Here is a 24,127-nt window from a genome sequence, read left to right on the forward strand (position 1 = left end):
ACGTGTCGACCAAGGTCGACACCCACCAACAGCAGCGGAGATCTGTCGAAGGCGGGGTGGGTCCGGTTGCGGGGGCGTGAGCGCCATGGATGGCGCGACCGAGCTTACATGGACGTACTTGCAGCGTCCCCCGCAACCGGACCCACCCCGCCATCCCACGGAATGCACGCTTCTGCCGTTGCCGTTGCCGTTGCCTTGGCTTGAAGCCTCTGCGGGTGCAGGGCGCAGCCCTGCAGAAGAACACCCTCAGTGCGCAGCAGGCCTGGAAGTCGGCAGCCAAGCAGCCACGATGCCCAGCAGCGGCAGGAACGCGGTGAGCTGGTAGACGAATTCGATGCTGGTCTTGTCGGCCAGCAGACCCAGCACGGCTGCGCCGAGACCGCCCATGCCGAAGGCGAAGCCGAAGAACAGACCGGACACCATGCCGATCCGGTGCGGCATCATTTCCTGCGCGTAGACCACGATGGCCGAGAACGCGGAAGACAGCACGAAGCCGATCAGCACCGCCAGTATCGTGGTCCACAGCAGATCGGCATGCGGCAGCATCAGCGCGAACGGTGCCACGCCCAGGATCGAGGCCCAGATGATCGGCTTGCGACCAATACGATCACCCAGCGGCCCACCAAAGAAGCCGCCCGCTGCGGACGCCACCAGGAAGGCGAACAGATGCAGCTGCGCCTGCGCCACCGGAATACCGAAATGATGCATCAGGTAGAAGGTGAAATAGCTGCCGATGCTGGCCATGTAGAAGTACTTGCTGAAGATCAGCACCAGCAGGATGGCCAGCACCCGGGCGATCGTGCGCGGTGGATGGCGCGCGGCGATCACGCCATGTGTTGCCGGGCGGGGAGCGCCCAGATGCAGCGAGTACCAGCGGCCGACGTAGGTCAGCAGGGCAATGCCGATCAACGCTGCACCGGCGAACCACGATGCGGAATGCTGGCCGTAGGGCACGATCACCGCGGCGGCGATCAGCGGCCCCAGCGCCGTACCGAAGTTGCCCCCCACCTGGAACACCGACTGCGCCAGGCCATGCCGGCCGCCGGAGGCCAGGCGTGCGATGCGCGAGGCTTCCGGATGGAAGATGGCCGAACCGATGCCGACCAGCGCGGCGGCCAGCAGCACCATCGCGTAATTGGGCGCAAAGCCGAGCAGCAGCATGCCGCACAAGGTCGAGGCCATGCCGATTGGCAGGGAGTACGGCGCCGGCCGGCGGTCGGTGGCGAGCCCGACCAGCGGCTGGAAGATCGAGGCAGTGAGCTGGTAGGTCAGCGTGATCAGGCCGATCTGGGTAAAGCTGAGGTTGAAGCCGCCCTTGATCACCGGATAGATGGCCAGGATCAGCGACTGCATCATGTCGTTGACCATGTGCGAGCTGGAGATCGCCGCCAGCACTCCTGGCGATACGGGGCGGGCGGATACGGCGGGAGAAGCCAGAGTCGACATTGCGCACGGTCAGGATGGGGGCGAGCCGTGCATGCTACGGTGGCCTTCCACTCCCTTCTGCCGCGTTCTGGTCATGGCCTATCGCAAAAAGGACACCCCCTGCCCTGTCCGCGAAACCGCGCCGTGGAACGAGGTGCCGGTGCATCGTCCGGTGACCTGCCGCGCGCGCGACTACCGTGCCGGCACCCACATCTCGGCACACAAGCACCGCCGACATCAGCTGGTCTATTCCATGTCCGGGTTGATGGTGGTGCGATCGGAAGTCGGCCGCTGGGTGGTGCCCTCCACCCGTGCCATCTGGATGCCGGCGGGCATGGCACATGCGGTGGACTGCATCGCCGACGTGCACATGCGCAGCCTGTACATCGAACCGGCATTCGCCCCGCACCTGCCGGCAGAGGCGTTCGCCGTGCAGGTGGCACCTCTGCTGCGCGAACTGCTGCAGGCGGCCAGCCTGATCGCCGGACCGCATGAAGAGGACAGCCGCGATGGCCGCGTAGTGCGACTGATGCTCGATGAGCTGCACCGCATGGACGTACTCCCGTTGCACCTGCCCGAGCCCGTCGACCCGCGCCTGCACAGGATCTGCCAGCACATCCAGAAGCATCCAGGCGACGAGGCGACCCTGCAGGACTGGGCGCAGGCGCTGGCGATCGACGTGAAAACCATCCAGCGCCACTTCGCCAGCGAACTGGGCATGACCTTCGGCCAGTGGCGGCAACAGGCGCGCCTGCTGGCCGCGATGGAACGGCTGGCCCGCGGCGAGAAGGTGATCGATGTGGCGCTGGCGATGGGCTATGAAAGCCCGAGTGCGTTCACCAGCATGTTCAAGCGCCAGCTGGGGCAGACACCGGCGGCGTTTTTCCGCTGAGCCGTTGAACGGCATCCACGCATGGCGTGAATCTACTGCGCTACCTACAGGTAGGGATTCTGCTTGTCAGGACGCAAGTGGAAAATCCGTCTCATTCTCGCAACCGCATCCATGTTCCGATAGCGCCCCACGGAAGAGGAAGGACTTGTGACGAAAGCATGGAGTATCACCCGATGGCTTGCGGTTGCTGTGTTGCTGTCCCTGACGGCAATGCAACCATCCGCATATGCGAGCGGCACGCAGTTCCGTTTCTACTCGGATGAACAGAAGGACGGTTTTCATTTCTTTCTCGAGATCCAAGGTCGAAACGACGATGGCTACATCCATGTTCGTTGGAAGGAACAGCCCAAGGATGCCGCCCTGCGGAACCCGTACTACATCGAAATGAACCGTGCCCAGAAACGCTTCTACGTCCGGCCCAAAAAACGGGATGGCCAGCCCTGGTTCGAACTGGATGTCGTGGGTGATCGCGGAACGCTTCTGTTCGAGGGGCGCCGGCTGTACGGAAAAGCCGATTGGGAAATCCTGTAAAGCAGCCGCAAACGAAAACGCCGGGCAGAGCCCGGCGCTGTCGTTCAACATGTCCGTCGATGACTCAGGACGTCATCCGATCCCAGAAGCCCTTCACCCCATCGATGAAGGTCGCCGACTTCGGCGAATGCTTGCGCGCATCTTCGCCGTTGAAGGTAGCTTCGAACTGCTCCAGCAGCTTGCGCTGGTCGCTGGTGAGGTTGACCGGCGTCTCCACCACCACGCGGCAGTACAGGTCGCCTTCGCTGCGGCTGCGCACCGAACGAACACCCTTGCCGCGCAGGCGGAACAGCTTGCCGGTCTGGGTCTCGGCCGGAATGCGGATTTCCGCTTCGCCACCGAGGGTGGCCACGCGCACGGTGTCACCCAGCGCGGCCTGCGAAATGCGGATCGGCACTTCGCAGTGCAGGTCGTCGCCGTCGCGCTGGAAGATGTGGTGCTCACGCACGCGCACTTCCACGTACAGATCGCCCGGCGGCGTCCCCGCAGGGCCAGCCTCGCCCTCACCCGCGAGGCGGATGCGGTCGCCGGTATCCACGCCCGCCGGCACCTTCACCGACAGCACCTTGTCTTCTTCGACACGGCCGTTGCCGTGGCAGGTCTTGCAGGGCTTGGCGATGATCTGGCCACGGCCACCACAGTTGTGGCAGGCCTGCTGCATGGCGAAGATGCCACGCTGGATGCGCACCTGGCCGCGGCCATGACAGACGTTGCAGGTCTCGACCTTGCCGTCTTCCGAGCCACTGCCATCGCAGTCGCCGCATTCGGCCAGGGTCGGAATCTCGATGCGGCGTTCGACGCCACGCACCGCTTCTTCCAGGTCCAGCTCCATCACGTAACCGATGTCGGCGCCGCGGCGCGCCTGGCGCGGACCACCGCCGCCGGCACCACCAAAGATGTTGCCGAAGATGTCACCAAAAATGTCGTTCATGTCCGGGCCGCCCGGACCACCACCGCCACCGCCCATGCCGTGTTCGAACGCGGCGTGGCCATGGCTGTCGTACATGCGGCGCTTGTTGCCGTCGGACAGTACTTCGTAGGCTTCCTTGCACTCCTTGAAGGAGGCTTCGGCCGCCGCATCACCCGGGTTGCGGTCCGGGTGGAACTTCATCGCGCAACGACGGTAGGACTTCTTCAGTTCTTCGTCGGTGGCGGTGCGGGCAACGCCCAGCACTTCGTAGTAATCGCGCTTGCTCATATCGTGGATCGCATTCCGGAAAGTCGGGATTCGTCAAAGCGGAAGAGCGGAACCAGGTCCGCTCTTGCGTCGGGCGCCCCGACGCGCCAGAGGGCGGTCAGGACCCTGATACGACAACGGGACGCTGGCAAGCAGCGTCCCGCGTCGGTCCGGATCAGGACTTCTTGTCGTCCTTGACTTCGGTGAACTCGGCGTCCACCACGTCATCCTGCGCCTTGCCCGCATTGCCGGCGTCGGCACCCGGGGCTGCACCGCCCTGGTCGGCCGAAGCGGCAGCAAACAGCGACTGGCCGGCTTCTTCCAGCACCTTCGACTTGGCTTCGATCTGTGCCTTGTCGTCACCCTTCATCGCGGTCTCCAGATCGGCCAAGGCCGCTTCAACCTTGCCGATCACTTCGCCACCGACCTTGCTGCCGTGCTCGGTGATCGCGCTGCGGGTGCCGTGGATCAGGGCATCGGCCTGGTTGCGGGCCTGCACCAGCTCCTGGAACTTCTTGTCTTCTTCGCGGTTGGCTTCCGCGTCGGCGACCATGCGTGCGATCTCTTCCTCGGACAGGCCCGAACCGGCCTTGATCTCGACCTTCTGTTCCTTGTTGGTCTTCTTGTCCTTGGCAGACACGTGCAGGATGCCGTTGGCGTCGATGTCGAAGGACACTTCCACCTGCGGCAGGCCACGCGGGGCCGGCTCGATGCCGGACAGGTCGAACTTGGCCAGCGACTTGTTGAAGCGGGCCTGTTCGCGCTCACCCTGCAGCACGTGCACGGTCACGGCCGACTGGTTGTCCTCGGCGGTGGAGAACACCTGCGAGGCCTTGGTCGGGATGGTGGTGTTCTTTTCGATGATCTTGGTGAACACACCGCCCATGGTTTCGATGCCCAGCGACAGCGGGGTCACGTCCAGCAGCAGCACGTCCTTGACGTCGCCGCCGAGCACGCCGCCCTGGATCGCAGCGCCCAGTGCCACGGCTTCGTCCGGGTTGACGTCCTTGCGCGGTTCCTTGCCGAAGAACTCGGTGACAGCCTGCTGCACCTTCGGCATGCGGGTCTGGCCACCGACCAGGATCACTTCGCTGATGTCGCTCGAACGCAGGCCGGCGTCATTCAACGCAACGCGGCACGGCTCGATCGACTTCTTGATCAGCTCTTCCACCAGCGACTCCAGCTTGGCGCGGGTCAGCTTGATGTTCAGGTGCTTCGGACCCGACGCGTCAGCGGTGACGTACGGCAGGTTCACTTCGGTCTGCTGGGCGCTGGACAGCTCGATCTTGGCGCGCTCGGCAGCATCCTTCAGGCGCTGCAGGGCCAGCGGATCCTTGCGCAGGTCGATGCCCTGGTCCTTGTTGAACTCTTCAACCAGATACTCGATGACGCGGTTGTCGAAGTCTTCGCCACCCAGGAAGGTGTCGCCGTTGGTGGCCAGCACCTCGAACTGCTTCTCGCCGTCGACATTGGCGATCTCGATCACCGAGACGTCGAAGGTGCCGCCGCCCAGGTCGTACACAACGATCTTGCGATCCTTGTTGTCGCCCTTGTCCAGGCCATAGGCCAGCGCGGCCGCAGTCGGCTCGTTGATGATGCGCTTGACGTCCAGACCGGCGATGCGGCCGGCGTCCTTGGTCGCCTGGCGCTGGCTGTCGTTGAAGTAGGCCGGCACGGTGATGACCGCTTCGGTGACCTTCTCACCGAGGAAGTCCTCGGCGGTCTTCTTCATCTTCTCCAGCACCTTGGCCGAGATTTCCTGCGGCGCCATCTTCTTGGCATCGCTGGTGGACACCCAGGCATCGCCATTGTCATGGGCCAGGATGCCGTACGGGACGTGCGCGATGTCCTTCTGCACTTCGGCGTCGGTGAACTTGCGGCCGATCAGGCGCTTCACCGCGTAGAAGGTGTTCTTCGGGTTGGTCACGGCCTGGCGCTTGGCCGAGGCACCGACCAGGACTTCGCCGTCCTTGGTGTAGGCGACGATCGACGGGGTGGTGCGATCGCCTTCCGAATTTTCAATGACGCGGGCCTTGCCGCCGTCCATGATCGCCACGCACGAGTTGGTGGTGCCGAGGTCGATACCAATGATCTTGCCCATGGGGGACTCCTTGAAGGATGTTGTTTTTGTCAGTCCGGCCGTTCGGCCGGTGGATGAATGGGATGTGGGGGAGGCTCGTGGAACATTCAAGCCACCCGCCGAACGCTGTGTTTCCGTTCGCCCAACACGTTCAGCGTCGGTCGTGCCGATGCACCGTCCGGGGCGGGGACACCCGCGCCAGGCCTGGCCCGGCGCGCGGGGTCAATCGGCGGCAACCACCACCAGCGCCGGCCGCAGCAGGCGCTCGTTGAGCAGGTAACCCTTCTGGAACACGGTCACCACGCTGCCCGGGGCGGCGCCGGGGGCCGCGACCTGGCTGATCGCCTGGTGGTGTTCCGGGTTGAACGGCTGGCCGGTCGGGTCCAGCAGGACCAGGCCGTTGTCGGCGGCAACCTTCAGCAGCTGCTTGTAGGTCATTTCCAGACCTTCACGCAGCGGATGGGCATCGTCGCCGGCGGCCTTGAGGCCGGCATCGAGGCTGTCGAATACCGGCAGCAGCTCGCCCAGCAGCTTTTCGTTGGCAAACTTGCGTGCCTGCTCGATGTCGCGGGCCACGCGCTTGCGCTGGTTGTCGAGGTCGGCGCGCTCACGCAGCGCTTCGGCCTTGACCTGCTCCACTTCGGCGCGGAGCTGTTCGATCTGTTCGTTGACGCCCTCGGCGGCAGCTGCGTCGGCGGCGGCCTGCTGGGCGGCGATGTCTGGCTGATCTTGATTCATGTCTGGGTCCCTGGCGGTCACTCTCCGCCTCCACCCACCCTAGTGTGGGCGGGATGCTGCGTTTCAAGCGTCCGATGCACCTGGACTTCGCCCACCGGGCGAAAAGGCCGCACCGAGCACATCGGCGGTGGCCTGCACCAGCGGGATCATGCGGTCGTAGGCCATCCGCTTCGGCCCGATCACGCCCAGCACGCCCAGTACCTGGCCATTGGCGGTGTACGGCGCGGTGACCAGCGAGACGCCCTGCAAGGGCACCACGCCGGTTTCCTCGCCGATGAAGATGCGCACGCCGGGGGCCTGGATGGTCCGCTCCAGCAGCTGCAGGATCTCGCGCTTGCTGGAGAACAGCTCGAACAGTTCGCGCAGGCGCTCCAGGTCGGACAGGTCCTGCACCCCCATCAGACGGGTCTGGCCGGCCACCAGCATGTCATCGGCCGGGGGCTGCAGGGCCTGCTCGGCCAGCTCGATGCTGTGCGCCAGCACCTGTTCCAGCTCCGACCGCGCGTCGCGCAGCTCCAGCAGCAGGCGGGTGCGGATTTCGGCCAGCGGCAGCCCGGCGAAGTGGGCATTGAGGTAGTTGGCCACCTGCTCCAGCTGCCCCGGTGCGAAGTCCTGGCGGGTCTCGATCACCCGGTTCTGCACCTCATTGTCGGCAAACACCAGGATCGCCAGCACCCGGCGCCCGTCCAGCGCCACGAAATCGATCTGGCGGAAGGCGAACTGCTCACGCCGTGGGGCGCTGACCACGCCAACGAAATGACTCATCGCCGACAGCAGCTCCGAGGCACTGCCGAGCAGGGCCTGGGTACTGCCGCCTCCGGCCAGTTCCTGACGCAGCCGGGCCAGCTCACCTTCGCCCGGCGGCTGCATCTGCAGCAGGCTGTCGACGAACACCCGATAGCCATGCGCGGTCGGAATCCGCCCCGCCGAGGTATGCGGTGACGCCAGCAGGCCCAGGTCTTCCAGGTCACCGAGGATGTTGCGGATGGTGGCGGGACTGACCTCCAGGCCGGCCACGCGCGCCAGCGTCTGCGAGCCCACGGGTTCGCCGTCCTGGATGTAGCGCGCGATCAGCGTGCGCAGCAGGTGCCGCGCGCGTGGGGCAAGTTGGTCGGGAGAACCGTGCATGGAATCAACCTGTGAGACAGGGACATTAGATAATGGCGGCGCATCCCCTTGGCAAGTCATTGGACGACCCCGCTGCGCGTGCTAGCGTTGCGCGGCTGCAGACACCCCCTTACCCATGCTCAGACATCTTTCAATCAAGGATTTCGCCGTCGTCCGCGCCACCGAACTGGAGTTCGGGCCGGGCATGACCGTGGTTTCAGGCGAGACCGGCGCGGGCAAGTCGCTGATGGTCGACGCCCTGGGCTTCCTGTCCGGCCTGCGCGCCGACAGCGGCGTGGTCCGCCACGGCGCGGCCCGGGCCGAACTGTCGGCCGAGTTCGCGCTGGACCAGCTGCAGGCCGCCCGCCAGTGGCTGGCCAGCAACGAGCTGGACGATGAAGACCAATGCCAGCTGCGCCGCGTGATCCGCGCCGACGGCGGCTCGCGCTCGTGGATCAACGGCCGCCCCGTCACCCTGGCGCAGCTGGCCGACCTGGCCGGCCTGCTGGTGGAGATCCATGGCCAGCACGAGCAGCAGGCCCTGCTGACGCGTCCGTCGCAGCTGGCCCTGCTGGACGCCTATGCCCGCAACGAAGGCGAACGACGCCAGGTGCGCCGTGCTGCCGCCACCTGGCAGGCGCTGGTCGATGAATCCCTGGCACTGTCGCAACAGGGCGATGTGAGTGACCGCATCGGCTTCCTCGAACACCAGCTGCGTGAACTGGATCGTGAAGATCTGGAGCCGGAGTCGATCACCGCGCTCGGCGCCAGCCATCGCCGCCAGGCGCATGCCAGCGCCCTGTTGAGCGCCTGCCAGACAGCTACGGACCAGCTCAACGGTGACGAAGGCCACTCGGCGCTCGATCTGCTGCAGCAGGTGCGGCATGAACTGGCCAGGGTGGCCGAACATGACCCGCGCCTGGGCGACGTCGATGCCTTGATCGACAGCGCCTCCATCCAGCTGCACGAAGCCCTGGCCCTGCTCGACCGGGTACATGACGACCTGGATGCCGATCCGGACCAGTTCGAAGAGAACGAGCGCCGTCTGGGCCGCCTGCACGATCTGGCACGCAAGCATCGCGTGCCGATGGACGAGCTGGATGCGCAGCGTGAGCGCATGCACGCCGAAGTGGAGCAGCTGCGCGGCGCCGACGAACGCCTGCAGCGCCTGGCCGGCGAGATTGAAAAGGCCGCAGCGGCCTGGCGTGTCGAGGCCGCAGTGCTGACCACCAGCCGCCGCACCGCTGCTGCCGAGCTGTCAGCCACCACCACCGGCATCATCGCCGAGCTGGGCATGGGCGGCGGCCAGTTCCTGATCGAACTGGAGCCGCAGGACAACGGCAAGCCGGATCCACAGGGTGCCGAGCGCGTCGAATTCCTGGTCGCGGCCAATGCCGGCCAGCCACCGCGTGCGCTGCGCAAGGTCGCTTCCGGCGGCGAGCTGTCACGCATTTCGCTGGCCATCGAAGTGGCCGCGCTGGATCTGGATGCGGTACCGACGATGGTGTTCGACGAGGTCGACTCCGGCATCGGTGGCGCGGTGGCTGACATCGTCGGCCAGAAGCTGCGCGCCCTCGGCGAAAAGCGTCAGGTGCTGTGCGTGACCCATCTGCCGCAGGTTGCCTCCAAGGGCCACGCGCACTACCGGGTCAGCAAGGCGCCGGTGGAAGGCATGACCCAGAGCGCGGTGGAGAAGCTGGACACCAAGGCGCGCGAGGAAGAGCTGGCGCGCATGCTGGGTGGCGTGGAAGTGAGCAAGGAAGCCCGCGCCGCCGCGCGCAAGCTGTTGCAGGCCTGAGGCTGGTGGCGCCGAGCGTGGGCTCGGCTCTACAGGAATCTCGAACGGAACCGACGTGTAGAGCCGAGCCCATGCTCGGCTTCCGCGCGGCAGCGCGGCGCATGTCACCCCAGCGGTCGCGCCAGATCCACCTTCTCCACCAGGAAATCGAGGAACGCACGCACGCGCAGCGGCAGGTAACCGCCCTGCCCCAGGAACACGGCGTGTACCTCTTCGAGGTCGCCCGGGTTGGCGTCCTCCAGTACTGGCAACAACCGCCCTGCCGCGAGGTCGGCCTGCACCTGGAACGCCGCCAGCCGGGCCATGCCCAGCCCGCCCAGCACCAGCTGACGCAGCGCATCGCCATTGCTGGCGCGCGCATTTCCGCTGGGCAGCACCCGCTGCTCCTGCCCGTCATGCAACAGCGGCCAGCCCTGCACCGACCGTGCGTGGCCGATATCCAGCCGGTTGTGCGCCGGCAGCGCGTCGACATTGGCCGGCAGTCCGTGTCGTGCCGCATAGGCCGGTGCCGCCACGATCATCATCCGCGTTGCCCCCAGCCGGCGCGCGACCAGGCTGGAGCTCTTCAACGGGCCAGCCCGCACCGCCACGTCGGTGCGCTGCTCCAGCAGATCGATCACTTCGTCGGTCAGGGTCAGGTCCACCCCCACCTGCGGGTGCCGCTGCAGGAACTCCGGCAGCAGCGGCAGCAGGAAGTGCTGGCCGAACGGCACGTTGGCATTCACCCGCAGCCGCCCGCGCGGCTCGGCGTGGGCGCTGGCGCAGCGCTCGGCCTCTTCCAGATCAGCCAGCACCCGCAGGCCACGCTCATAGAACGCACACCCCTCCGGAGTCAGCTGCAGCTGGCGGGTAGAACGCTGCAGCAGGCGCGTCCCCAGCCGTTGCTCCAGGCGCGCAACCAGCTTGCTGACCGCCGAGGGCGTCATCTCCAGGCTGCGGGCGGCGGCAGAAAAGCCGCCGGTCTCGATGACCCGCACGAACACTTCCAGTTCGCCGGATCGGTTGATGTCGGTGCGTGCCATGGCAATGAATTTGATTCACAGATGATTGTCCATACGCAGTCTAGTTCACAGGTGAACGCGGACGCACCATGGCTGTCCCTCCCACCAGGTCATTCCGATGAATCGTCTGAGCCAACTGACCGCCACCGCCCTGCTTGCCCTGTCCGGCGCCGCCGCCGCGTCACCCGCGCCGCACTGGGTCGCCAGCTGGCAAGCCAGCCCGCAGCCGATATGGAGCGCTGATTTCCTGTTCCCTACCCTCATCCCCGGCCAACTGCAGGACCAGACCTTCCGGCAGAGCGCTCGCCTCAGCCTGGGCGGGGTGCGCCTGCGGGTCCGGCTGAGCAATGCCTATGGCACCCAACCGTTGCGGATCGGCGCTGCCAGCGTGGCTGCACATACGGGTGACACGCCGCAGCCGCTGCGCTTCGACGGCCAGCCCGGGGTCGTGATTGCGCCGGGGCAGGACCGCCTGAGCGATCCGCTCCCCCTTCCCACCGCTGATCGGCAGGCCTTGCAGGTCAGCGTCTACCTGCCCGACCCCACGCCGCTGCGGACCTTCCATTGGGACGGGCGGCAGACCAGCTGGATTGCGCCGGGTGACCAGCATCAATGGCCCGCATTGCAAGGTGCCAACAGCACCACGGCCCGCCTGCTGTTGTCGGGCATCGAGGTCGAGGCGGCGTCCAGCGCGCGCAGTGTGGTGGTGATCGGCGATTCGATCACCGATGGCGCCACCGCCAGCCTTGACCAGGACCAGCGCTGGACCGATCATCTCGCCGCGCGGCTGGCGCCAGAAGGGGTGGCAGTGGTCAATGCCGGCATTTCCGGCGGCCGTCTGCTGCGCGATGGCATGGGCCAATCGGCCTTGGACCGCTTCCAGCGTGATGTGCTCGACCAGCCCGGCGTCGCCAGTGTGGTCGTGCTGATCGGCATCAACGACATCAGCTGGCCAGGCACGGCCTTTGCCCGCGACGAGACGCGGCCGACCCTGGCCGAGCTGCAGGCCGGCTACCGCGACCTGGCCGAACGCGCCCATGCCCGCGGCCTGCATATCCTCGGCGCGACCCTGACGCCGTTTGCCGGTGCCCTGCCCGGCACCCCGCTGGACGACTACTACGCCCCTGGCAAGGATGCCCAGCGCCGGCAGCTCAATGCTTGGCTGCGCACGGATAGTCCGTTCGATGCGGTGATCGACCTCGACGCCGCCCTGCGCGATCCGGCCGCCCCCTCACGGATGGCGGCCGCCTACGACTCCGGCGATCACCTGCACCCGGGCGATGCGGGGAACCGGGCGATGGCCGAGGCGGTGGATCTGGAGGTCCTGATGGAGCCATCCACGCATGGCGTGGATCTACGGTGACAAACGAAAAACCCCGGGCATGCCCGGGGTTTCGTCGCAATCAGCTGGCTGCGGCACTTACTTGCGCTTCTTGCGCACGTACAGCACCAGCGAGTGCTCTTCCAGCTCGTAGCCGTGATCGGCGGCGATCTTGCGCTGCAGGTCTTCGATCTCGGTGCTTTCGAACTCGATGATCTTGCCGCTGTCCACGTCGACCATGTGGTCGTGGTGGCCACCGCGGTCGAGTTCGTAGACGGCCTGGCCGCCTTCGAAATTGTGCTTGAGCACGAGGCCGGCAGCCTCGAACTGGGTCAGCACCCGGTACACCGTGGCCAGGCCGATCTCGTCGCCATGCTCCAGCAGCTGGCGGTAGATGTCTTCGGCGGTCATGTGGTGCTGGGCATTGCGCTGCTCGAGCAGCGCCAGGATCCGCATCCGCGGATGGGTCACCTTCAGGCCGACTTTACGCAGGTCGTGGGTTTCCATAGGTCTCCGTTCATTGGCGATTTAGCGCCAGCTGCCTCGGATTGGGTCGCGGTGGCACGCCGGGAGTGTATCATCGGATTGATTTCCCCAACCGCCAGTCCCGATGCGCAATCTCCTGTTGGTCGCCGCCGTCGCCTTGTCCACCACCGGGTGCGGCATCATCTACAAGCAACCCATCTACCAGGGCAACCTGATCCGGGAAGATGCCGTTGCCAAACTGCAGGTCGGGCAAAGCAAGCAGCAGGTCACTGCCCTGCTGGGCACCCCGTCGGTGCCGGATCCGTTCCACGCCCAGCGTTGGGACTACACCTCGACCGAGCGCGTGAACCGCCTGGGCCGTACCGACGTGAAGAATTTCGTCGTGTACTTCGAGAATGACGTGGTCACCCGTTGGGATGGCGATTACTTCCCGGCCAACGACAAGGCCCTTGCCCAGCAGACCGTGCGCCAGTTCGGCCGCAATCTGCCGAAGGACAAGAAGAAGAAGGGCGGCCGCTGAGCCACCCTGCCCGTCCTTCGGGACGGGTATTGAGAATCAACCGCCGCGCGCGCGTCGCCGGCGGTTGTCCTTCGGATCGGCCTGCAGGACACGCAGCAGCTCGACACGATCGCCATCCAGCAGCAGCTGCTGCGGGCGCGCCAGTACGCCATGCACTGCAGCAGCCGGACAGTCGGCACTGCCTTCGAGCTGGGCCGCTGCCACTGCATCAGCCACGGTCGCCCCTTCCTCCAGCTGCAGCCGGCGCGACAGCACCCGTTGTGGCCAGGCCAGCACGACCTCGACCTCGATCATCGTTCAGCCCTCGTCGGCGACGCGGACGAAATCGTTGACCATGCGATCGGCCAACCCCTGGAAGCCGATCGCCAACGCCGGGCCAAGCAGGCGTGAGCTCGGCTCGAAGTCCAGGGTGAGGGTGACCTTGCAGGCATCTTCGGCCAGGGCATGGAATTCCCAGCGGCCGTGCAGCTGCTTGAACGGCCCCTCGCGCAGCTGCATGTCGATGCTGTGCGGACGTTGCAGGGTGTTTTCGGTCTGGAACCAGGTACTGAACGAACCCAGGCCCAGGTCCAGGCGAGCGACCAGCCGGTCTTCGCCCTGTTCGAGGATGCGAGCGTTGGAGCACCAGCGGAAGCGGCGCGGATAGGCCTGGACGTCGTTGACCAGATCGAACATGCGCGCGGCCGAATGTTCGACCAGGGCACTGCGGCGGATAGTAGGCATGAATACAGGACGCTTCGGCAATCGACCGGGCGGGCCCGAATCGGAGACAATACGGAAATGAGCAAGAACACCGGCAAGGATAAAGCAAAGAGCGCGACGGCCAACAAGACCATCGCGTTGAACAAGCGTGCCCGTCACGAGTACCACATCGAAGACCGCTTCGAAGCCGGCCTGGCCCTGCAGGGCTGGGAAGTGAAGTCGATCCGCGCTGGCCGTGGCAACATCGTCGACGCCTACGCCTATGTGAAGGACGGCGAGATCTTCCTGATCGGCGCGCAGATCACCCCGCTGATCCAGGCCTCCACCCACGTGGTGGCCAACGACCGGCGCGAGCGCAAGCTGCTGCTGCACCGGAGCGAGATCGACAAGCTGGTCGGCAAGGTCGAGCGTGATGGCTACACGATCGTGCCCACCGCCATGTACTGGAGCAAGAACAAGATCAAGCTGGAAGTGGCGCTGGCCAAGGGCAAGCAGACCCACGACAAGCGCGATGCCGCCAAGGATCGTGACTGGGCGATCGAGAAGCAGCGGGTGATGCGTCGCGGCAACCGCGACGCATAAGGACGCCGGCCCGCTTTCGTGTAGAGCCGAGCCCATCCTCGGCTTCGGCAAAGAAGCAGCCGAGCGCAGGCTCGGCTCTACAAGACGCTGATCAGCCCGCCAGCATGCCCTGCCCGCGCAGGCGCGGTGACAGCGCAGCGTGCATCACCGCAAGGTGCATCACCACCGACAGCTCCGGCGCGTGGCGATCATCACCGGCCCTCCACTGCTGCGCCAACCGCGCGGCGTCAACCGGCAGCAAGGCCAGCAGCTGGGCATCATCCATCGCATCGGCGGACGCCTGCAGCTGCCGCGCCAACTGCCGCGACTGCCAGACATGCACGCCGATGCTGAGGCTGGCCAGCGACATCAGGGTCAGGGCCAGGCCATGCTCGAACCACTGTGACAGCACATCCGGGCCCCACAACAGCGCGGCCAGCACCGCCAGCGCCGGCAGCCGCCAACCCAGCCAATGGAAGCGGCCACGCCGAGGCCAGTGCACCACCACCGCACTGGCGATCAGCGCAGCTGCCGCCGTGGCCGGTAGCTCGGTTGCCCACGTTCCAGCCAGCAACACCGCCAGCACCGCCCAGACCCAGCCGGGCGGCAGTGCCCGCCGCTGGTAATCGGCCCCTACCGGGCCAACCAGCTGACGCAGGCTGCGCTGTTGCATTGCTTCGGTCACCGGCCGTCTCCGTATCTTTGCTGGCTCGAATGGTCGTGGCCAGTGTGTCGCAAATTCGTGCCAGCGACGTTAGCAATCCGCTATGAAGGTGGCTCTACAACATGTTGCGGATTGACGTGACGGATACCGTGCGTCTGCCGCTCAAGCGACAGACAGGTCCTTGCTGAGGAAGACCCGGCTGGTGCCCGGCGGATCGCACGGCACCTGGCCGAACACAGTCCAGCCATGCTTCACATAGAAGTCTGGCGCCTGGAAGCTGATGGTGTAGAGCACGGCGGAACGGCAACCGCGCCTGCGCGCCTCCTCTTCGGCGGCGGCAAGCATCTGCGACCCCAGGCCATTGCCGCGCTGTGCAGCCGGCAGGTAGAACAGGTCGATGAACAACAGGCCCAGCGAGGTGCGCCCGCTCAGGCCACCCACAACTTCACCGCTGGCCGGATCGGTGGCCAGCACAGCCAAGGTGCGTCGATCGGCATGGCCGGCGGCCTCCAGATTGAACTGATCCAGGCCATCGGCGATCAGCTCCAGTGCTTGGGTGCCGGGCGCGTCGGTCACGGCGATTTCGAGCTTCATCCTGTCCTTTCCTTGGGCGACTGTACGAACCGTCGATGCTAGCAAGCGACCCAAGGGGCCGGGTGACTGTTCAGGCTTTTTGGCGTAGCATGTGCAGTGTTAGGCAGGTACTGATCGTGGCAACACGGAACAGGCCTTGTACCTTGCAGTACTTGAAGAAACCGGGGGTGCATTGGTTTCGACGGGGGTTGTGAAGTCGCCTGGCGCATGCCGAGGGGGTAGCTTTCCTCGTAAATCCAGCTGCAAAACTCTAGTTGCCAACGACGACAACTACGCTCCGGTCGCCCTCGCAGCCTAAAAACTGCGGTGCGTGACCTTCTGCCGACTTAGGCGGAGCCTCGAAACTGCTTGTGTCCATGCTCGCAGCGTAGAGTCATTATCATGGAATCGCGCTGGGCGGCTGCCTGTCAGTCCGGCACAAGAACACAACAGGCTGGTCCTTGGATGCGCTTTGCACGCCGTGCTGTCCCGGGATGAGATTCAACGGTGAGCTAAGCATGTAGTGCTGGGGATGGAGTGCCTTCGGACGGCGGTTCAATTCCGCCCACCTCCACCAATGAGCGGTTCGTCAAGAACCGGAGAAGCCCGGAAACCCACAAGCAGCAAGGGTTTCCGGGCTTTTTTATTGCCCGCTACAGACCGGGCGATCCGTTCCAATCCGTGAGTCGGTGGGGGTATACCAAGGGGTATCCGCCCCGCCCCACCAAAGCCATACCCCTCATCAGGTCCCCTCACTGGCAGCGCCATCCGGCGCGCCATGCCTGCCGAGAAGGTATCGACGCTGACCGACAATGGCGGCCTCCGGCTCTACCTCACCCCTGCGGTGCCCGCAGCCGGTGTTGGAAGGGGCGCATCGCCGGCATGGGAAAGCTGCTGAGAAGTGCTAGGTGATTCGCTTTCCTTTTCGCAGAACGGAGATCATGACGCCAATCCCAACGCCCACTGTGACGCCAAGAGCGATGTTGCCCATCACGGCGCCCCCACAAATTCCTATGGCAATACCTATGGCCAGACTGAACGCAAAAGATCCACCTTGTTTCTCTGGGTTTGGACTACTCGTCATGCGATTCCCCGGTATTGGTATTGCGAGGCGGAACAGCTATTGCTTGGAAAGCATGGAATCCTCAAAGCCTTCAGCTTCTATCAGCAGCCTTTCTACGTGCAATTCGTCTGCGATATAGATGAGACCCATGTGTGCGGTCTGCTTGGCTGGCAATGGGACAACCCTATCCACTGCCCGCTCCAGGTTCAACCATGCACGCTGCGGGTTGGATCAGGTCGTGCTTGAAAACCTCCCTGCGTCCGAGATGCCCAGATGAAGTCATCACCCAAGTCACGATGACGGGGGCCAAGCCGACGAAACCGAACCGGCCTAGTCCGCATGGGGTGGAGGTATCCTTGGGGCATGCCCCTGCCCTCGGCAAGGAAACTCTCCGCTCGATCAGTTACTTGCGGTCTGCGTGATTCGGGCTCACCTCCACCGTTTTTACCACCCTTCCGGGCACGAAAAGCCCGATCCCCCGTCGATTGGGGTCTGGCTTTTTTGTTGGCCGCATCAAGTCCAGAACCGCCGCCTCGACAAGGAGAAGCACCGTGGCGTTGATGAACAGCTCCGAATGCAACTGCAAGGCACGCAGCGATATGACAGCCTGCCCACTCTGCGATGCAACTGCCCCGCCGGCCATTCCGCGGCCGATCGACGCCCTCTATGCGGCACCGGTATCGCAAGCCCTGCCGATCGCCAGGAACCGGGCAATCTACATCCTCCTCGCCCTGTTCGTGGGCATTTTCGGCGCCCACAACTTCTACGCCGGTTACCACGGACGCGCGATCTGCCAACTACTGATCACGCTGCTGTTGGGGTGGCTGCTGATCGGCGTAATGATCACCGGCCTGTGGGCGCTGGTGGAAATGATCACGGTGGAAACCGACGCCTCTGGCGTGCAGATGGTGTAATCCCTGGCCCGGGAGGAACTGCCATGGATCTCGACAGAATCGACGTTGTTTGCTGGCTCGACCAGATCCTGGATCAGGACCCGGCAACCTTCGAAGACGCCTACTGGGGTCTTCGCCCGGCCGCGGCCATTGCGGTACCGCACCTGCTCGCCCGCCTGGCGTCTGCGCACGATGGTTACTCGCGCGGAAAACTGCTGGAACTGCTCGGCGAATCAGGCGACAGCACCGTCATCCCGACTTTGCAGGCTGAACTGCAGCATCCGCTGGAAGAGGCACGCAACTGGGCGCAACTGGCACTGGATGCGCTTGATCGGGGAACCTCCTGGCAGCCCAGCATAGGGGCCTAGCCGACAGCGCTGCCCTGCGCCACACTTCCGGCTGTCTGCCCGGACTTCGTGCCGGCGCCCACGCTCCTCCGCGATACAGAAGGATCTGCAATGAACAAGCCGCTGATTGCTTTGATGCTGGGCCTGGCCGTATCGACCGCCGCTGTTGCCGCATCTCCGGCGAACAGCACCGCTGCACTGGAAGCCCTGCTGGCCTGCAAGGCCGGCTCCGACTTCACTGAAGCGCAGGTGGACCAGGCATTCCATGCCGCCGGCCTGACCCGCGACCCAGGTAGCGTGTTCGAGCCGAAGGACAAGCCCGTGGCGCTGTTCGGTGGAACCGTGGCCAGCGCGGATGTGAGCATTTCCAAGCCCTACAAGAGCCTGCATGTGTATCTGAAGGGTGTCGATCACCAGCGTTTGGCCCGATCCTGGGGAGTGACGACGGTGAACGAGGAGGCCGAGACCGAAGCGCCCTCCTACCTCAAGAAGGTTGATGCCAGGCACACCCTGCATGTCGGCGCCGCTGACGACTACGAAGGCTATTCGGCTTCGGTGACCTGCCTGATCGAAGGGTGATCTGCTGGTAGATCAGCTGACAGATGGTGCTAACCGGGCACGGCCCGGCGCTACCGAAGCCCTGCTTTCGCGTTGACACGCCTGCCGCTAGAGTGGCGCCAGCGCAGGGAGTCCACATGGCAAGAACAGGCATCGGCTTCATCGGCCACACCACCTTCGTCCTCATTGCCCTGCTGACCCTCAGCGGGTGCGCGACGCTGCGCCAGTTCGGCCCATCGGTGCAGGTGGGCACGGTCACACCGGGCCAGTACATCGCGCTCAAGCGCGGTGACATCCTCACCAGCGGCAAGCTCAGCGCGGCCACCATGGAGACCCTGCGCGTGGCAGGCCTGGACGAAGGTGCCTGCGCCAAGCCGGGTCTGCCGTGCATCGAAGCGATGGAGGCCAGCATCGTCGTCCGCGAGGAAGACAAGCGCTCGTCGCTGGCCGAGCTGTGGGTGCAGTACGCAATGACGATGCCGGCGCCGAAGCGCGAGTCAGCGTCGGTTGCGCGCAGCAAGGCCGCGACCGCTCAGCCCGACCCGACCTTCCAACCGCGCCTGGATGCGTGGATGCAGATCGCACGGCAGTCCTATGCGTATCTGTTCTTCACCGAACGCACCGCCAACCAGCGTGGCTTCGAAGACCGCCAGACCCAGGTTCGCGACTACTACAACCTGGCCGTGCAGGAATCCGCCGTGCTGCTGTTCGAGGCCTATTCGAGCAAGCAGGTGCGCAACGACAACGGGCGATTCCAGTTGGGTCGGTGGACCTTCGTGCTGGCGCCTGCCGACGATGGCGCGGCAGCGGACACGCGCGAACCGATCGAACTGGTACCAGCGGCATCGATGTCCTTCACCGGCACCCTGCGCAGCGTGCATCGACGTGATGGCTTCGGTGCCGAACTGGTGGCGGTGATGGCCGACCCGGCCAGCACCGGGCTGGCGGCGGCCGCTGCAGGCACCGCACCGGCGGCCGAGCGCGACTGGAGCGAGATGCCGTCGCCGTCAATGACCGTGCTGCTGCGCTTCTCGGGAAAGAACCTGTGGGAGGTGCTGCACGACGACGAGCCGGAACTGGAGATCCACGACCCCTACCAGGTGGCGGTGGTGGAACTTCACGGCGAGCAGGTACCGCTGGCGGCGAACTTCACCGCGGGCTATGCACTGTGGCTGGCCCGCTCCAACTTCAGCCGGCAATCGCTGCGTTCGTTGTTCGGTGGCAAAGGTGGCATCGAAAAGCCGCATCTGTTCATGATGCAGCCGTACGATCCGAACCGCCGCGTGCTGCTGATGATCCATGGACTGGCCAGCAGCCCGGAAGCGTGGGTGAACGTGGCCAACGAGCTGATGCGCGACGATGAGATCCGCGGCGACTTCCAGATCTGGCAGTTCTACTACCCGACCAACATGCCGATCGCGCTCAGCCACGACGAGATCCGGCGGATCCTGCACGAGGCACTGCGGCACTACGACCCAAGCGGCCGGGCGCTCGCATCGCACGACATGGTGGTGGTCGCGCACAGCATGGGCGGGGTGATTTCGCGGTTGATGGTGTCCTCCTCCGGTGACCACCTGGTCGACACCCTGCTGGCGACCGCGCAGATGACCCCGGCGCAGCGCGAACTGCTGCGCACGAAGGGCGCGCCGGTGCTGACATTCCAGCCGGAACCGGAAATTTCACGGGTGGTGTTCATCGCCACCCCGCATCGCGGCACCGATGTTGCCGGCACGCGCCTGGGACGCTGGCTGGGCCGTTTCGTGCGCCTGCCGCTGACCGTGCTGGAGGATGTCGCGACGTTGGCAAACGACGGCAAGGTCGAGCGCAACGATGACAAGCACGGCTACCAGATGAACAGCATCCAGAACCTGGACAAGGACGATGCCTTCGTCAAGGCAGTGGCCGATCTACCGATATCGCCGAAGGTGCGTTACCACTCGATCATCGCCCGTACCCAGGCAGAAGGTCCGCTGGAAAAGACCGATGATGGACTGGTCCCGTACTGGAGTTCGCACCTGCCCAATGCCGTCTCGGAAAAGGTGATCGTGTCCGGTCACAGCGTGCAGGAAGCTACACCGGCCATCGTCGAACTCCGCCGCATCCTGCATGAGGATATGGAGGCCCATCCGTTGCCGGCCAGGTAATACCGCGGCGTTGGTGACGACCGCGGCCCGCACTGCCCTGACCGGCAAGCTGGGGAGGCTGCGCTGCGTTCAGCCGTCAGTGGACTGCGCCGCCTGCAGGATCAGGTCGGCAACTGCCGCAGGCTGCGAGGCCAACGATGCATGGCTCGCGTCCAGGGTGATACAGGCACGCGGCTGCAGGCGCGCGGCCATCCGGCGCTGGTTGTCGGGGTGGATCATGTGGTCGGCGCTGGACACCTGGTACCAACTGGGCTTGTGCCGCCATGCCGGATCGCTGATGGCATCGCCAAAGGTGCTCGCCAAGGGCGCCTTCTGGGTCACTGCCATGACCCGCGCTTCGCCGGCAGGCAGGTCCTGGCAGAAGCTCTCGTGGAATTTCTCCGTCTGCAGCCACAGATAGCCATCGCTGTCCGGGGCCAGGTTCGGCGCTGCCTCGGGCAGCTGCTGCTGAGTGATGGCACCGGGGCTTTCGCCGGCGTCGGGAGCAAACGCGGCGATGTAGACCAGCCCCACCACGTTCTGTTCGTTGCCAGCTTCGGTAATCACCGCGCCACCATAGGAATGCCCTACCAGCAGCACCGGTCCTTCGATCTGGCGGATCATCTGGCGGGTGCGTCCTGCATCGTCGGCCAGCGACGTCAGTGGCAGCTCCACCGCGTGCAGGTCAGTGAGGCCACGCTGGTCGAGTTCGAGGATCACCTTGGCCCAATGGGCGGCACCGCCCCAGAAGCCATGAACCAGGATCACAGTGGGCTTGCTCATGTTGCAGTTCTCCTACGTTGGATGGGATGTTGCGCAGGTGGCAGCGGATGCGGCCATCGCGTTCTTCACCAGACTACGGATCGCCCGGTTGAACGGCGGTGCCCAGACTCCGGAAAAACATGCCAAGACTCCACGACACCCTCGCGCTGCATACCGGATCCGATGCTCTCTTCGCGATCTTCCAGTCCGCCCGCATGCACGGCGGCGACGTCGCCCGCCAGCGGGTATGTCCCGGGCAGTCGTTGAGCCTGCCTGCCGGCGATGGCTGCTTCCACTTCATCGAACAGGGAACGCCGCAGCTGCACACGGGCAGCAGTGCCGCGCTGCTGCAGACCGGAGACCTGCTGCTGATGCCGCATGGCCGCGCGCACCGCATCGACTGCCCTTCCGATTCGGCCGGTGACGTGCAGCTGACCCGGGCCACCTTCGGATTCAGTGGCCCCGGCAGCAGCCTGTTGCTGGATGCCCTGCCCGGCTGGCTGCACGTTCCCGGCGTGGACAGGATGCCCACGGGATTCCCGGCCAGTTCCACCGACTGGATGGCAGTGACCCTTGCTTCAGTCCAGACCGAGGCCGCCCACCCCAGCCTGGGCAGCGGCCTGATGCTGTCGCGGCTGCTCGACCTGCTTTTCGTCTGGACCCTGCGCTACTGGCTGGGCACCAGTGCCGCGGAAAACTGCGAGCGCCTGCACGCGCTGGCCGATCCGCTGGTCGGGCGCGCCTTGACCCTAATGCAGGCGCGGCCGAGTGCGCCCTGGACCGTGGAAAGCCTTGCCTCGGTCTTGAACCACTCACGTTCGGGTTTCGCGCAGCGCTTTACCCTCGCGACTGGAACAACCCCCATGCGCTACCTGGCCGGCTGGCGGCTGCAGTTGGCGGCACAACTGCTGACCAGCGGCAATCGTCGCATCTCACAGATTGCCGGCGAAGTGGGCTATGAATCCGAGCCAGCGTTCAGCCGCGCATTCCGTCGCCACTTCGGCGTGAGCCCGAACCGCTATCGCCAACACGGGCCGGCGGCCAACGGATGGATCGGCGAGGACTGAGCGCGTGCGGTCATTGGGGGAAATCCCTCATCGTGCGTACGCATCGGCTTGTCTAAGCTGAAGACTCTCTTCCGCAGGAGGTCCGCATGAACACGTCAGAGCCCAGCCGTCAGCCCAGCCCCGATCCGGCCGAGCGCGATGCGTTTTTCCCGTCGCCGTACTCGCTGTCCCAGTTCACTTCGGCAACCACCGATCTGTCCGGCGCGGACTATCCCGATGCCCGTCGTGACGGACGCTGGAAAGTGCTGATGATCGCCGCCGACGAACGTTATCTGCCAACCGCCAACGGCCATCTGTTCTCCACCGGCAACCATCCGGTGGAGACGCTGCTGCCGATGTATCACCTGGACAAGGCCGGCTTCGAGATCGATGTGGCCACACTGTCAGGCAACCCGGTGAAGTTCGAATGGTGGGCGTTCCCACGCGAAGACCGCGAGATCGGTAGCCTGTACGAGCGCCACGAGCCTCGCTTCCGCCAGCCCCTGCACCTGGACGAGGTGGCGGGCTCACTCGATGCCGGTTCGGACTATGCCGCGGTCTTCATTCCCGGTGGTCATGGTGCATTGATCGGCCTGCCGGAAAGCCGTGCAGTGAAGGCCACGCTGCAATGGGCGATGGCCCAGCAACGCCACATCATCACCCTCTGCCACGGCCCTGCCGCGCTGCTGGCAGCCGGCGTGGATGAAGCCGATGGCGGTTCATTGTTCCGCGGCCATCGGATCTGCGCCTTCCCCGATTCGATGGACCGGCAGACACCGGATATCGGCTACATGCCTGGCCAGCTGCCATGGTTCTTCGGTGAGCGTCTGGCACAGCAGGGCGTGCAGATCGTCAACGAGGGCATCGATGGCAGCGTGATGCAGGACCGCCTGCTGTTGACCGGCGACAGCCCGTTGGCCGGCAATGCATTGGGCAAGCTGGCCGCACGCACGCTGCTGGATGCGCTGGCCGGTCGCTGATCGACATGGACAGCGTCGTGCCGTCATTGCTGGTGCTGGAACGCGCACGCTCGCTGGCGGCGATCGGCGCGTTGCTGCGCAGCACCGGCGCGCCGCTGGGCTATGACCGCACGTTGATGTTCGCCACCGGCACCGATCTGGAACGCGGCGCGCAGCGCCTGTACTGGATCGATGGCGATTGGTTCGGGGATGGCACCAGCACTGACGTGGCGCACTATCTGCATGCGTGCCCGGTCAATCGGCATGTGCTGGACAGCGATGCGCCCTTCTTCTGGAGCAAGCAGCAGGGCATGCGCGGCGAGCGCTACCAGGTCGTGCGGCAACCGCGCGGCGAAGGACTGCACGGCCTGCAGGTGCCGGTGTTCGGTGCGACCGGGTTGGAAGGGGCGGTCAGCTGGGGCGGGCGCACGATCGACGCATCTCCATCGGCACGGTTGCTGCTGGAGCTGATCGGCGCCGCCGCCTTCCGTGCGGCGCATCGGCTGTCTGTCGCCCCGGCGGTTGTGCCAGCCGGCACACTCAGCGCTCGCGAGCGCGAGGTACTGCGTTGGGTTGCCGCCGGTCGGCGCCAGGCTGACATCGCTGCCACCTTGGGTCTGTCCACGCGCACGGTGGAAAACCACCTGCGCAGAGCACGCCAGCGGCTGGGCGTGGCGACCAACGCGCAGGCAGTGCGGGCGGCCGGCCGACGGGGTGAAATCGGAGACTGAACGAGGCGCGACACTTCCGGCTGCTGCGGTCGCATGCTAAACAGGCCAGGCGCATGTGCGCGATTGCAG

25 protein-coding genes and 1 other RNA gene are annotated in these 24,127 nt (G+C 65.3%); 14 read left to right on the forward strand and 12 right to left on the reverse strand.

Annotation, left to right across the window (positions count from 1 at the left end; translation table 11 throughout):
- Positions 1-246: 246 nt before the first annotated feature.
- On the reverse strand, positions 247-1,446 hold the full coding sequence (locus QOL57_RS02135; RefSeq protein ID WP_089240460.1) for an MFS transporter: 1,200 nt from the start codon (positions 1,444-1,446) through the stop codon (positions 247-249).
- A 73-nt stretch (positions 1,447-1,519) separates the two neighbouring features.
- Between QOL57_RS02135 and QOL57_RS02140 the strand changes: the two genes are divergently transcribed.
- Both QOL57_RS02140 and QOL57_RS02145 read left to right on the forward strand, forming a co-directional pair.
- Positions 1,520-2,317: a helix-turn-helix transcriptional regulator gene (locus QOL57_RS02140; RefSeq protein WP_089240458.1), complete on the forward strand. Its 798-nt coding sequence runs from the start codon at positions 1,520-1,522 to the stop codon at positions 2,315-2,317.
- A gap of 147 nt (positions 2,318-2,464) precedes the next feature.
- The gene (locus tag QOL57_RS02145; RefSeq protein ID WP_141134259.1) at positions 2,465-2,848 is read left to right on the forward strand and encodes a hypothetical protein; all 384 of its coding nucleotides are present in this window, start codon (positions 2,465-2,467) and stop codon (positions 2,846-2,848) included.
- Between the two features lie 64 nt (positions 2,849-2,912).
- Here QOL57_RS02145 and dnaJ read toward each other — a convergent pair whose 3' ends face one another.
- The 4 genes from dnaJ to hrcA form a co-directional block, all read right to left on the reverse strand.
- Positions 2,913-4,046, reverse strand: a complete 1,134-nt coding sequence (gene dnaJ, locus QOL57_RS02150; RefSeq protein ID WP_025878872.1) for a molecular chaperone DnaJ — start codon at positions 4,044-4,046, stop codon at positions 2,913-2,915.
- A gap of 154 nt (positions 4,047-4,200) precedes the next feature.
- Complete coding sequence (gene dnaK / locus QOL57_RS02155; protein WP_089240454.1) at positions 4,201-6,126, reverse strand: molecular chaperone DnaK; 1,926 nt, start codon at positions 6,124-6,126, stop codon at positions 4,201-4,203.
- A gap of 201 nt (positions 6,127-6,327) precedes the next feature.
- Positions 6,328-6,843: a nucleotide exchange factor GrpE gene (grpE, locus tag QOL57_RS02160; RefSeq protein ID WP_089240452.1), complete on the reverse strand. Its 516-nt coding sequence runs from the start codon at positions 6,841-6,843 to the stop codon at positions 6,328-6,330.
- Between the two features lie 63 nt (positions 6,844-6,906).
- On the reverse strand, positions 6,907-7,971 hold the full coding sequence (gene hrcA / locus QOL57_RS02165; protein ID WP_089240450.1) for a heat-inducible transcriptional repressor HrcA: 1,065 nt from the start codon (positions 7,969-7,971) through the stop codon (positions 6,907-6,909).
- A gap of 115 nt (positions 7,972-8,086) precedes the next feature.
- Between hrcA and recN the strand changes: the two genes are divergently transcribed.
- Positions 8,087-9,748 (forward strand): DNA repair protein RecN, encoded by a 1,662-nt coding sequence (gene recN, locus QOL57_RS02170; protein ID WP_089240448.1) that lies wholly within the window; start codon positions 8,087-8,089, stop codon positions 9,746-9,748.
- Between the two features lie 104 nt (positions 9,749-9,852).
- On the opposite strand, the gene QOL57_RS02175 is transcribed toward recN, so the two are convergent.
- Positions 9,853-10,770: a LysR family transcriptional regulator gene (locus tag QOL57_RS02175; RefSeq protein ID WP_089240446.1), complete on the reverse strand. Its 918-nt coding sequence runs from the start codon at positions 10,768-10,770 to the stop codon at positions 9,853-9,855.
- 97 nt (positions 10,771-10,867) lie between these two features.
- Here QOL57_RS02175 and QOL57_RS02180 point away from each other — a divergent pair, with 97 nt between their 5' ends.
- The gene (locus QOL57_RS02180; protein WP_089240444.1) at positions 10,868-12,112 is read left to right on the forward strand and encodes an SGNH/GDSL hydrolase family protein; all 1,245 of its coding nucleotides are present in this window, start codon (positions 10,868-10,870) and stop codon (positions 12,110-12,112) included.
- A 57-nt stretch (positions 12,113-12,169) separates the two neighbouring features.
- Here QOL57_RS02180 and fur read toward each other — a convergent pair whose 3' ends face one another.
- The gene (gene fur / locus QOL57_RS02185; protein WP_025878865.1) at positions 12,170-12,577 is read right to left on the reverse strand and encodes a ferric iron uptake transcriptional regulator; all 408 of its coding nucleotides are present in this window, start codon (positions 12,575-12,577) and stop codon (positions 12,170-12,172) included.
- 103 nt (positions 12,578-12,680) lie between these two features.
- Here fur and bamE point away from each other — a divergent pair, with 103 nt between their 5' ends.
- Positions 12,681-13,076, forward strand: coding sequence for an outer membrane protein assembly factor BamE (gene bamE, locus QOL57_RS02190; protein WP_025878864.1), 396 nt, complete (start codon positions 12,681-12,683; stop codon positions 13,074-13,076).
- Between the two features lie 36 nt (positions 13,077-13,112).
- Here bamE and QOL57_RS02195 read toward each other — a convergent pair whose 3' ends face one another.
- Together QOL57_RS02195 and QOL57_RS02200 are read right to left on the reverse strand one after the other, a co-directional pair.
- On the reverse strand, positions 13,113-13,370 hold the full coding sequence (locus QOL57_RS02195; RefSeq protein WP_089240442.1) for an RnfH family protein: 258 nt from the start codon (positions 13,368-13,370) through the stop codon (positions 13,113-13,115).
- A gap of 3 nt (positions 13,371-13,373) precedes the next feature.
- Positions 13,374-13,799 carry a type II toxin-antitoxin system RatA family toxin gene (locus QOL57_RS02200; protein WP_089240440.1) on the reverse strand — a complete coding sequence of 142 codons (426 nt, stop codon included), beginning with the start codon at positions 13,797-13,799 and terminating at the stop codon, positions 13,374-13,376.
- Positions 13,800-13,856: 57 nt separating this feature from the next.
- Here QOL57_RS02200 and smpB point away from each other — a divergent pair, with 57 nt between their 5' ends.
- Positions 13,857-14,360, forward strand: a complete 504-nt coding sequence (gene smpB / locus QOL57_RS02205; RefSeq protein ID WP_025878861.1) for an SsrA-binding protein SmpB — start codon at positions 13,857-13,859, stop codon at positions 14,358-14,360.
- Positions 14,361-14,451: 91 nt separating this feature from the next.
- On the opposite strand, the gene QOL57_RS02210 is transcribed toward smpB, so the two are convergent.
- Together QOL57_RS02210 and QOL57_RS02215 are read right to left on the reverse strand one after the other, a co-directional pair.
- Positions 14,452-15,024: a hypothetical protein gene (locus QOL57_RS02210; protein ID WP_089240438.1), complete on the reverse strand. Its 573-nt coding sequence runs from the start codon at positions 15,022-15,024 to the stop codon at positions 14,452-14,454.
- Between the two features lie 141 nt (positions 15,025-15,165).
- Positions 15,166-15,597, reverse strand: coding sequence for a GNAT family N-acetyltransferase (locus QOL57_RS02215; protein ID WP_089240436.1), 432 nt, complete (start codon positions 15,595-15,597; stop codon positions 15,166-15,168).
- A 163-nt stretch (positions 15,598-15,760) separates the two neighbouring features.
- Between QOL57_RS02215 and ssrA the strand changes: the two genes are divergently transcribed.
- The 5 genes from ssrA to QOL57_RS02240 all read left to right on the forward strand — a co-directional run bounded on the left by ssrA (position 15,761) and on the right by QOL57_RS02240 (position 20,581).
- Positions 15,761-16,153, forward strand: a transfer-messenger RNA (tmRNA) gene (gene ssrA / locus QOL57_RS02220).
- A gap of 1,046 nt (positions 16,154-17,199) precedes the next feature.
- The gene (locus QOL57_RS02225; RefSeq protein WP_089240434.1) at positions 17,200-17,553 is read left to right on the forward strand and encodes a TM2 domain-containing protein; all 354 of its coding nucleotides are present in this window, start codon (positions 17,200-17,202) and stop codon (positions 17,551-17,553) included.
- Between the two features lie 23 nt (positions 17,554-17,576).
- A complete protein-coding gene (locus QOL57_RS02230; protein ID WP_089240432.1) occupies positions 17,577-17,900 on the forward strand; it encodes a hypothetical protein in 324 nt (107 codons plus the stop codon).
- 90 nt (positions 17,901-17,990) lie between these two features.
- Positions 17,991-18,458, forward strand: coding sequence for a hypothetical protein (locus QOL57_RS02235; RefSeq protein WP_089240430.1), 468 nt, complete (start codon positions 17,991-17,993; stop codon positions 18,456-18,458).
- A 116-nt stretch (positions 18,459-18,574) separates the two neighbouring features.
- Positions 18,575-20,581 (forward strand): hypothetical protein, encoded by a 2,007-nt coding sequence (locus QOL57_RS02240; RefSeq protein WP_089240428.1) that lies wholly within the window; start codon positions 18,575-18,577, stop codon positions 20,579-20,581.
- Positions 20,582-20,650: 69 nt separating this feature from the next.
- Here QOL57_RS02240 and QOL57_RS02245 read toward each other — a convergent pair whose 3' ends face one another.
- The gene (locus QOL57_RS02245; protein ID WP_089240426.1) at positions 20,651-21,343 is read right to left on the reverse strand and encodes an alpha/beta hydrolase; all 693 of its coding nucleotides are present in this window, start codon (positions 21,341-21,343) and stop codon (positions 20,651-20,653) included.
- Positions 21,344-21,462: 119 nt separating this feature from the next.
- Here QOL57_RS02245 and QOL57_RS02250 point away from each other — a divergent pair, with 119 nt between their 5' ends.
- From QOL57_RS02250 to QOL57_RS02260, 3 genes are all read left to right on the forward strand, one after another.
- The gene (locus QOL57_RS02250) at positions 21,463-22,389 is read left to right on the forward strand and encodes an AraC family transcriptional regulator (protein ID WP_089240424.1); all 927 of its coding nucleotides are present in this window, start codon (positions 21,463-21,465) and stop codon (positions 22,387-22,389) included.
- 86 nt (positions 22,390-22,475) lie between these two features.
- Complete coding sequence (gene hchA, locus QOL57_RS02255) at positions 22,476-23,348, forward strand: glyoxalase III HchA (protein WP_089240422.1); 873 nt, start codon at positions 22,476-22,478, stop codon at positions 23,346-23,348.
- A gap of 5 nt (positions 23,349-23,353) precedes the next feature.
- A complete protein-coding gene (locus QOL57_RS02260; RefSeq protein WP_089240420.1) occupies positions 23,354-24,058 on the forward strand; it encodes a PA1136 family autoinducer-binding transcriptional regulator in 705 nt (234 codons plus the stop codon).
- The last annotated feature ends 69 nt before the right edge of the window (positions 24,059-24,127 follow it).

The organism is Stenotrophomonas sp. yr243, assembly GCF_900184195.1.
Lineage (GTDB): Bacteria > Pseudomonadota > Gammaproteobacteria > Xanthomonadales > Xanthomonadaceae > Stenotrophomonas > Stenotrophomonas lactitubi.

Coding starts and splice junctions, on each gene's coding strand:
- hchA (WP_089240422.1), top strand. CDS start 22,476: ATGAACACGTCAGAGCCCAGCCGTCAGCCCAGCCCCGATCCGGCCGAG.
- grpE (WP_089240452.1), bottom strand. CDS start 6,843: ATGAATCAAGATCAGCCAGACATCGCCGCCCAGCAGGCCGCCGCCGAC.
- QOL57_RS02175 (WP_089240446.1), bottom strand. CDS start 10,770: ATGGCACGCACCGACATCAACCGATCCGGCGAACTGGAAGTGTTCGTG.
- hrcA (WP_089240450.1), bottom strand. CDS start 7,971: ATGCACGGTTCTCCCGACCAACTTGCCCCACGCGCGCGGCACCTGCTG.
- dnaK (WP_089240454.1), bottom strand. CDS start 6,126: ATGGGCAAGATCATTGGTATCGACCTCGGCACCACCAACTCGTGCGTG.
- QOL57_RS02195 (WP_089240442.1), bottom strand. CDS start 13,370: ATGATCGAGGTCGAGGTCGTGCTGGCCTGGCCACAACGGGTGCTGTCG.
- QOL57_RS02230 (WP_089240432.1), top strand. CDS start 17,577: ATGGATCTCGACAGAATCGACGTTGTTTGCTGGCTCGACCAGATCCTG.
- QOL57_RS02140 (WP_089240458.1), top strand. CDS start 1,520: ATGGCCTATCGCAAAAAGGACACCCCCTGCCCTGTCCGCGAAACCGCG.
- QOL57_RS02245 (WP_089240426.1), bottom strand. CDS start 21,343: ATGAGCAAGCCCACTGTGATCCTGGTTCATGGCTTCTGGGGCGGTGCC.
- QOL57_RS02135 (WP_089240460.1), bottom strand. CDS start 1,446: ATGTCGACTCTGGCTTCTCCCGCCGTATCCGCCCGCCCCGTATCGCCA.
- recN (WP_089240448.1), top strand. CDS start 8,087: ATGCTCAGACATCTTTCAATCAAGGATTTCGCCGTCGTCCGCGCCACC.
- QOL57_RS02235 (WP_089240430.1), top strand. CDS start 17,991: ATGAACAAGCCGCTGATTGCTTTGATGCTGGGCCTGGCCGTATCGACC.
- QOL57_RS02240 (WP_089240428.1), top strand. CDS start 18,575: ATGGCAAGAACAGGCATCGGCTTCATCGGCCACACCACCTTCGTCCTC.
- QOL57_RS02200 (WP_089240440.1), bottom strand. CDS start 13,799: ATGCCTACTATCCGCCGCAGTGCCCTGGTCGAACATTCGGCCGCGCGC.
- dnaJ (WP_025878872.1), bottom strand. CDS start 4,046: ATGAGCAAGCGCGATTACTACGAAGTGCTGGGCGTTGCCCGCACCGCC.
- smpB (WP_025878861.1), top strand. CDS start 13,857: ATGAGCAAGAACACCGGCAAGGATAAAGCAAAGAGCGCGACGGCCAAC.
- QOL57_RS02225 (WP_089240434.1), top strand. CDS start 17,200: ATGAACAGCTCCGAATGCAACTGCAAGGCACGCAGCGATATGACAGCC.
- QOL57_RS02250 (WP_089240424.1), top strand. CDS start 21,463: ATGCCAAGACTCCACGACACCCTCGCGCTGCATACCGGATCCGATGCT.
- QOL57_RS02180 (WP_089240444.1), top strand. CDS start 10,868: ATGAATCGTCTGAGCCAACTGACCGCCACCGCCCTGCTTGCCCTGTCC.
- QOL57_RS02260 (WP_089240420.1), top strand. CDS start 23,354: ATGGACAGCGTCGTGCCGTCATTGCTGGTGCTGGAACGCGCACGCTCG.
- fur (WP_025878865.1), bottom strand. CDS start 12,577: ATGGAAACCCACGACCTGCGTAAAGTCGGCCTGAAGGTGACCCATCCG.
- bamE (WP_025878864.1), top strand. CDS start 12,681: ATGCGCAATCTCCTGTTGGTCGCCGCCGTCGCCTTGTCCACCACCGGG.
- QOL57_RS02215 (WP_089240436.1), bottom strand. CDS start 15,597: ATGAAGCTCGAAATCGCCGTGACCGACGCGCCCGGCACCCAAGCACTG.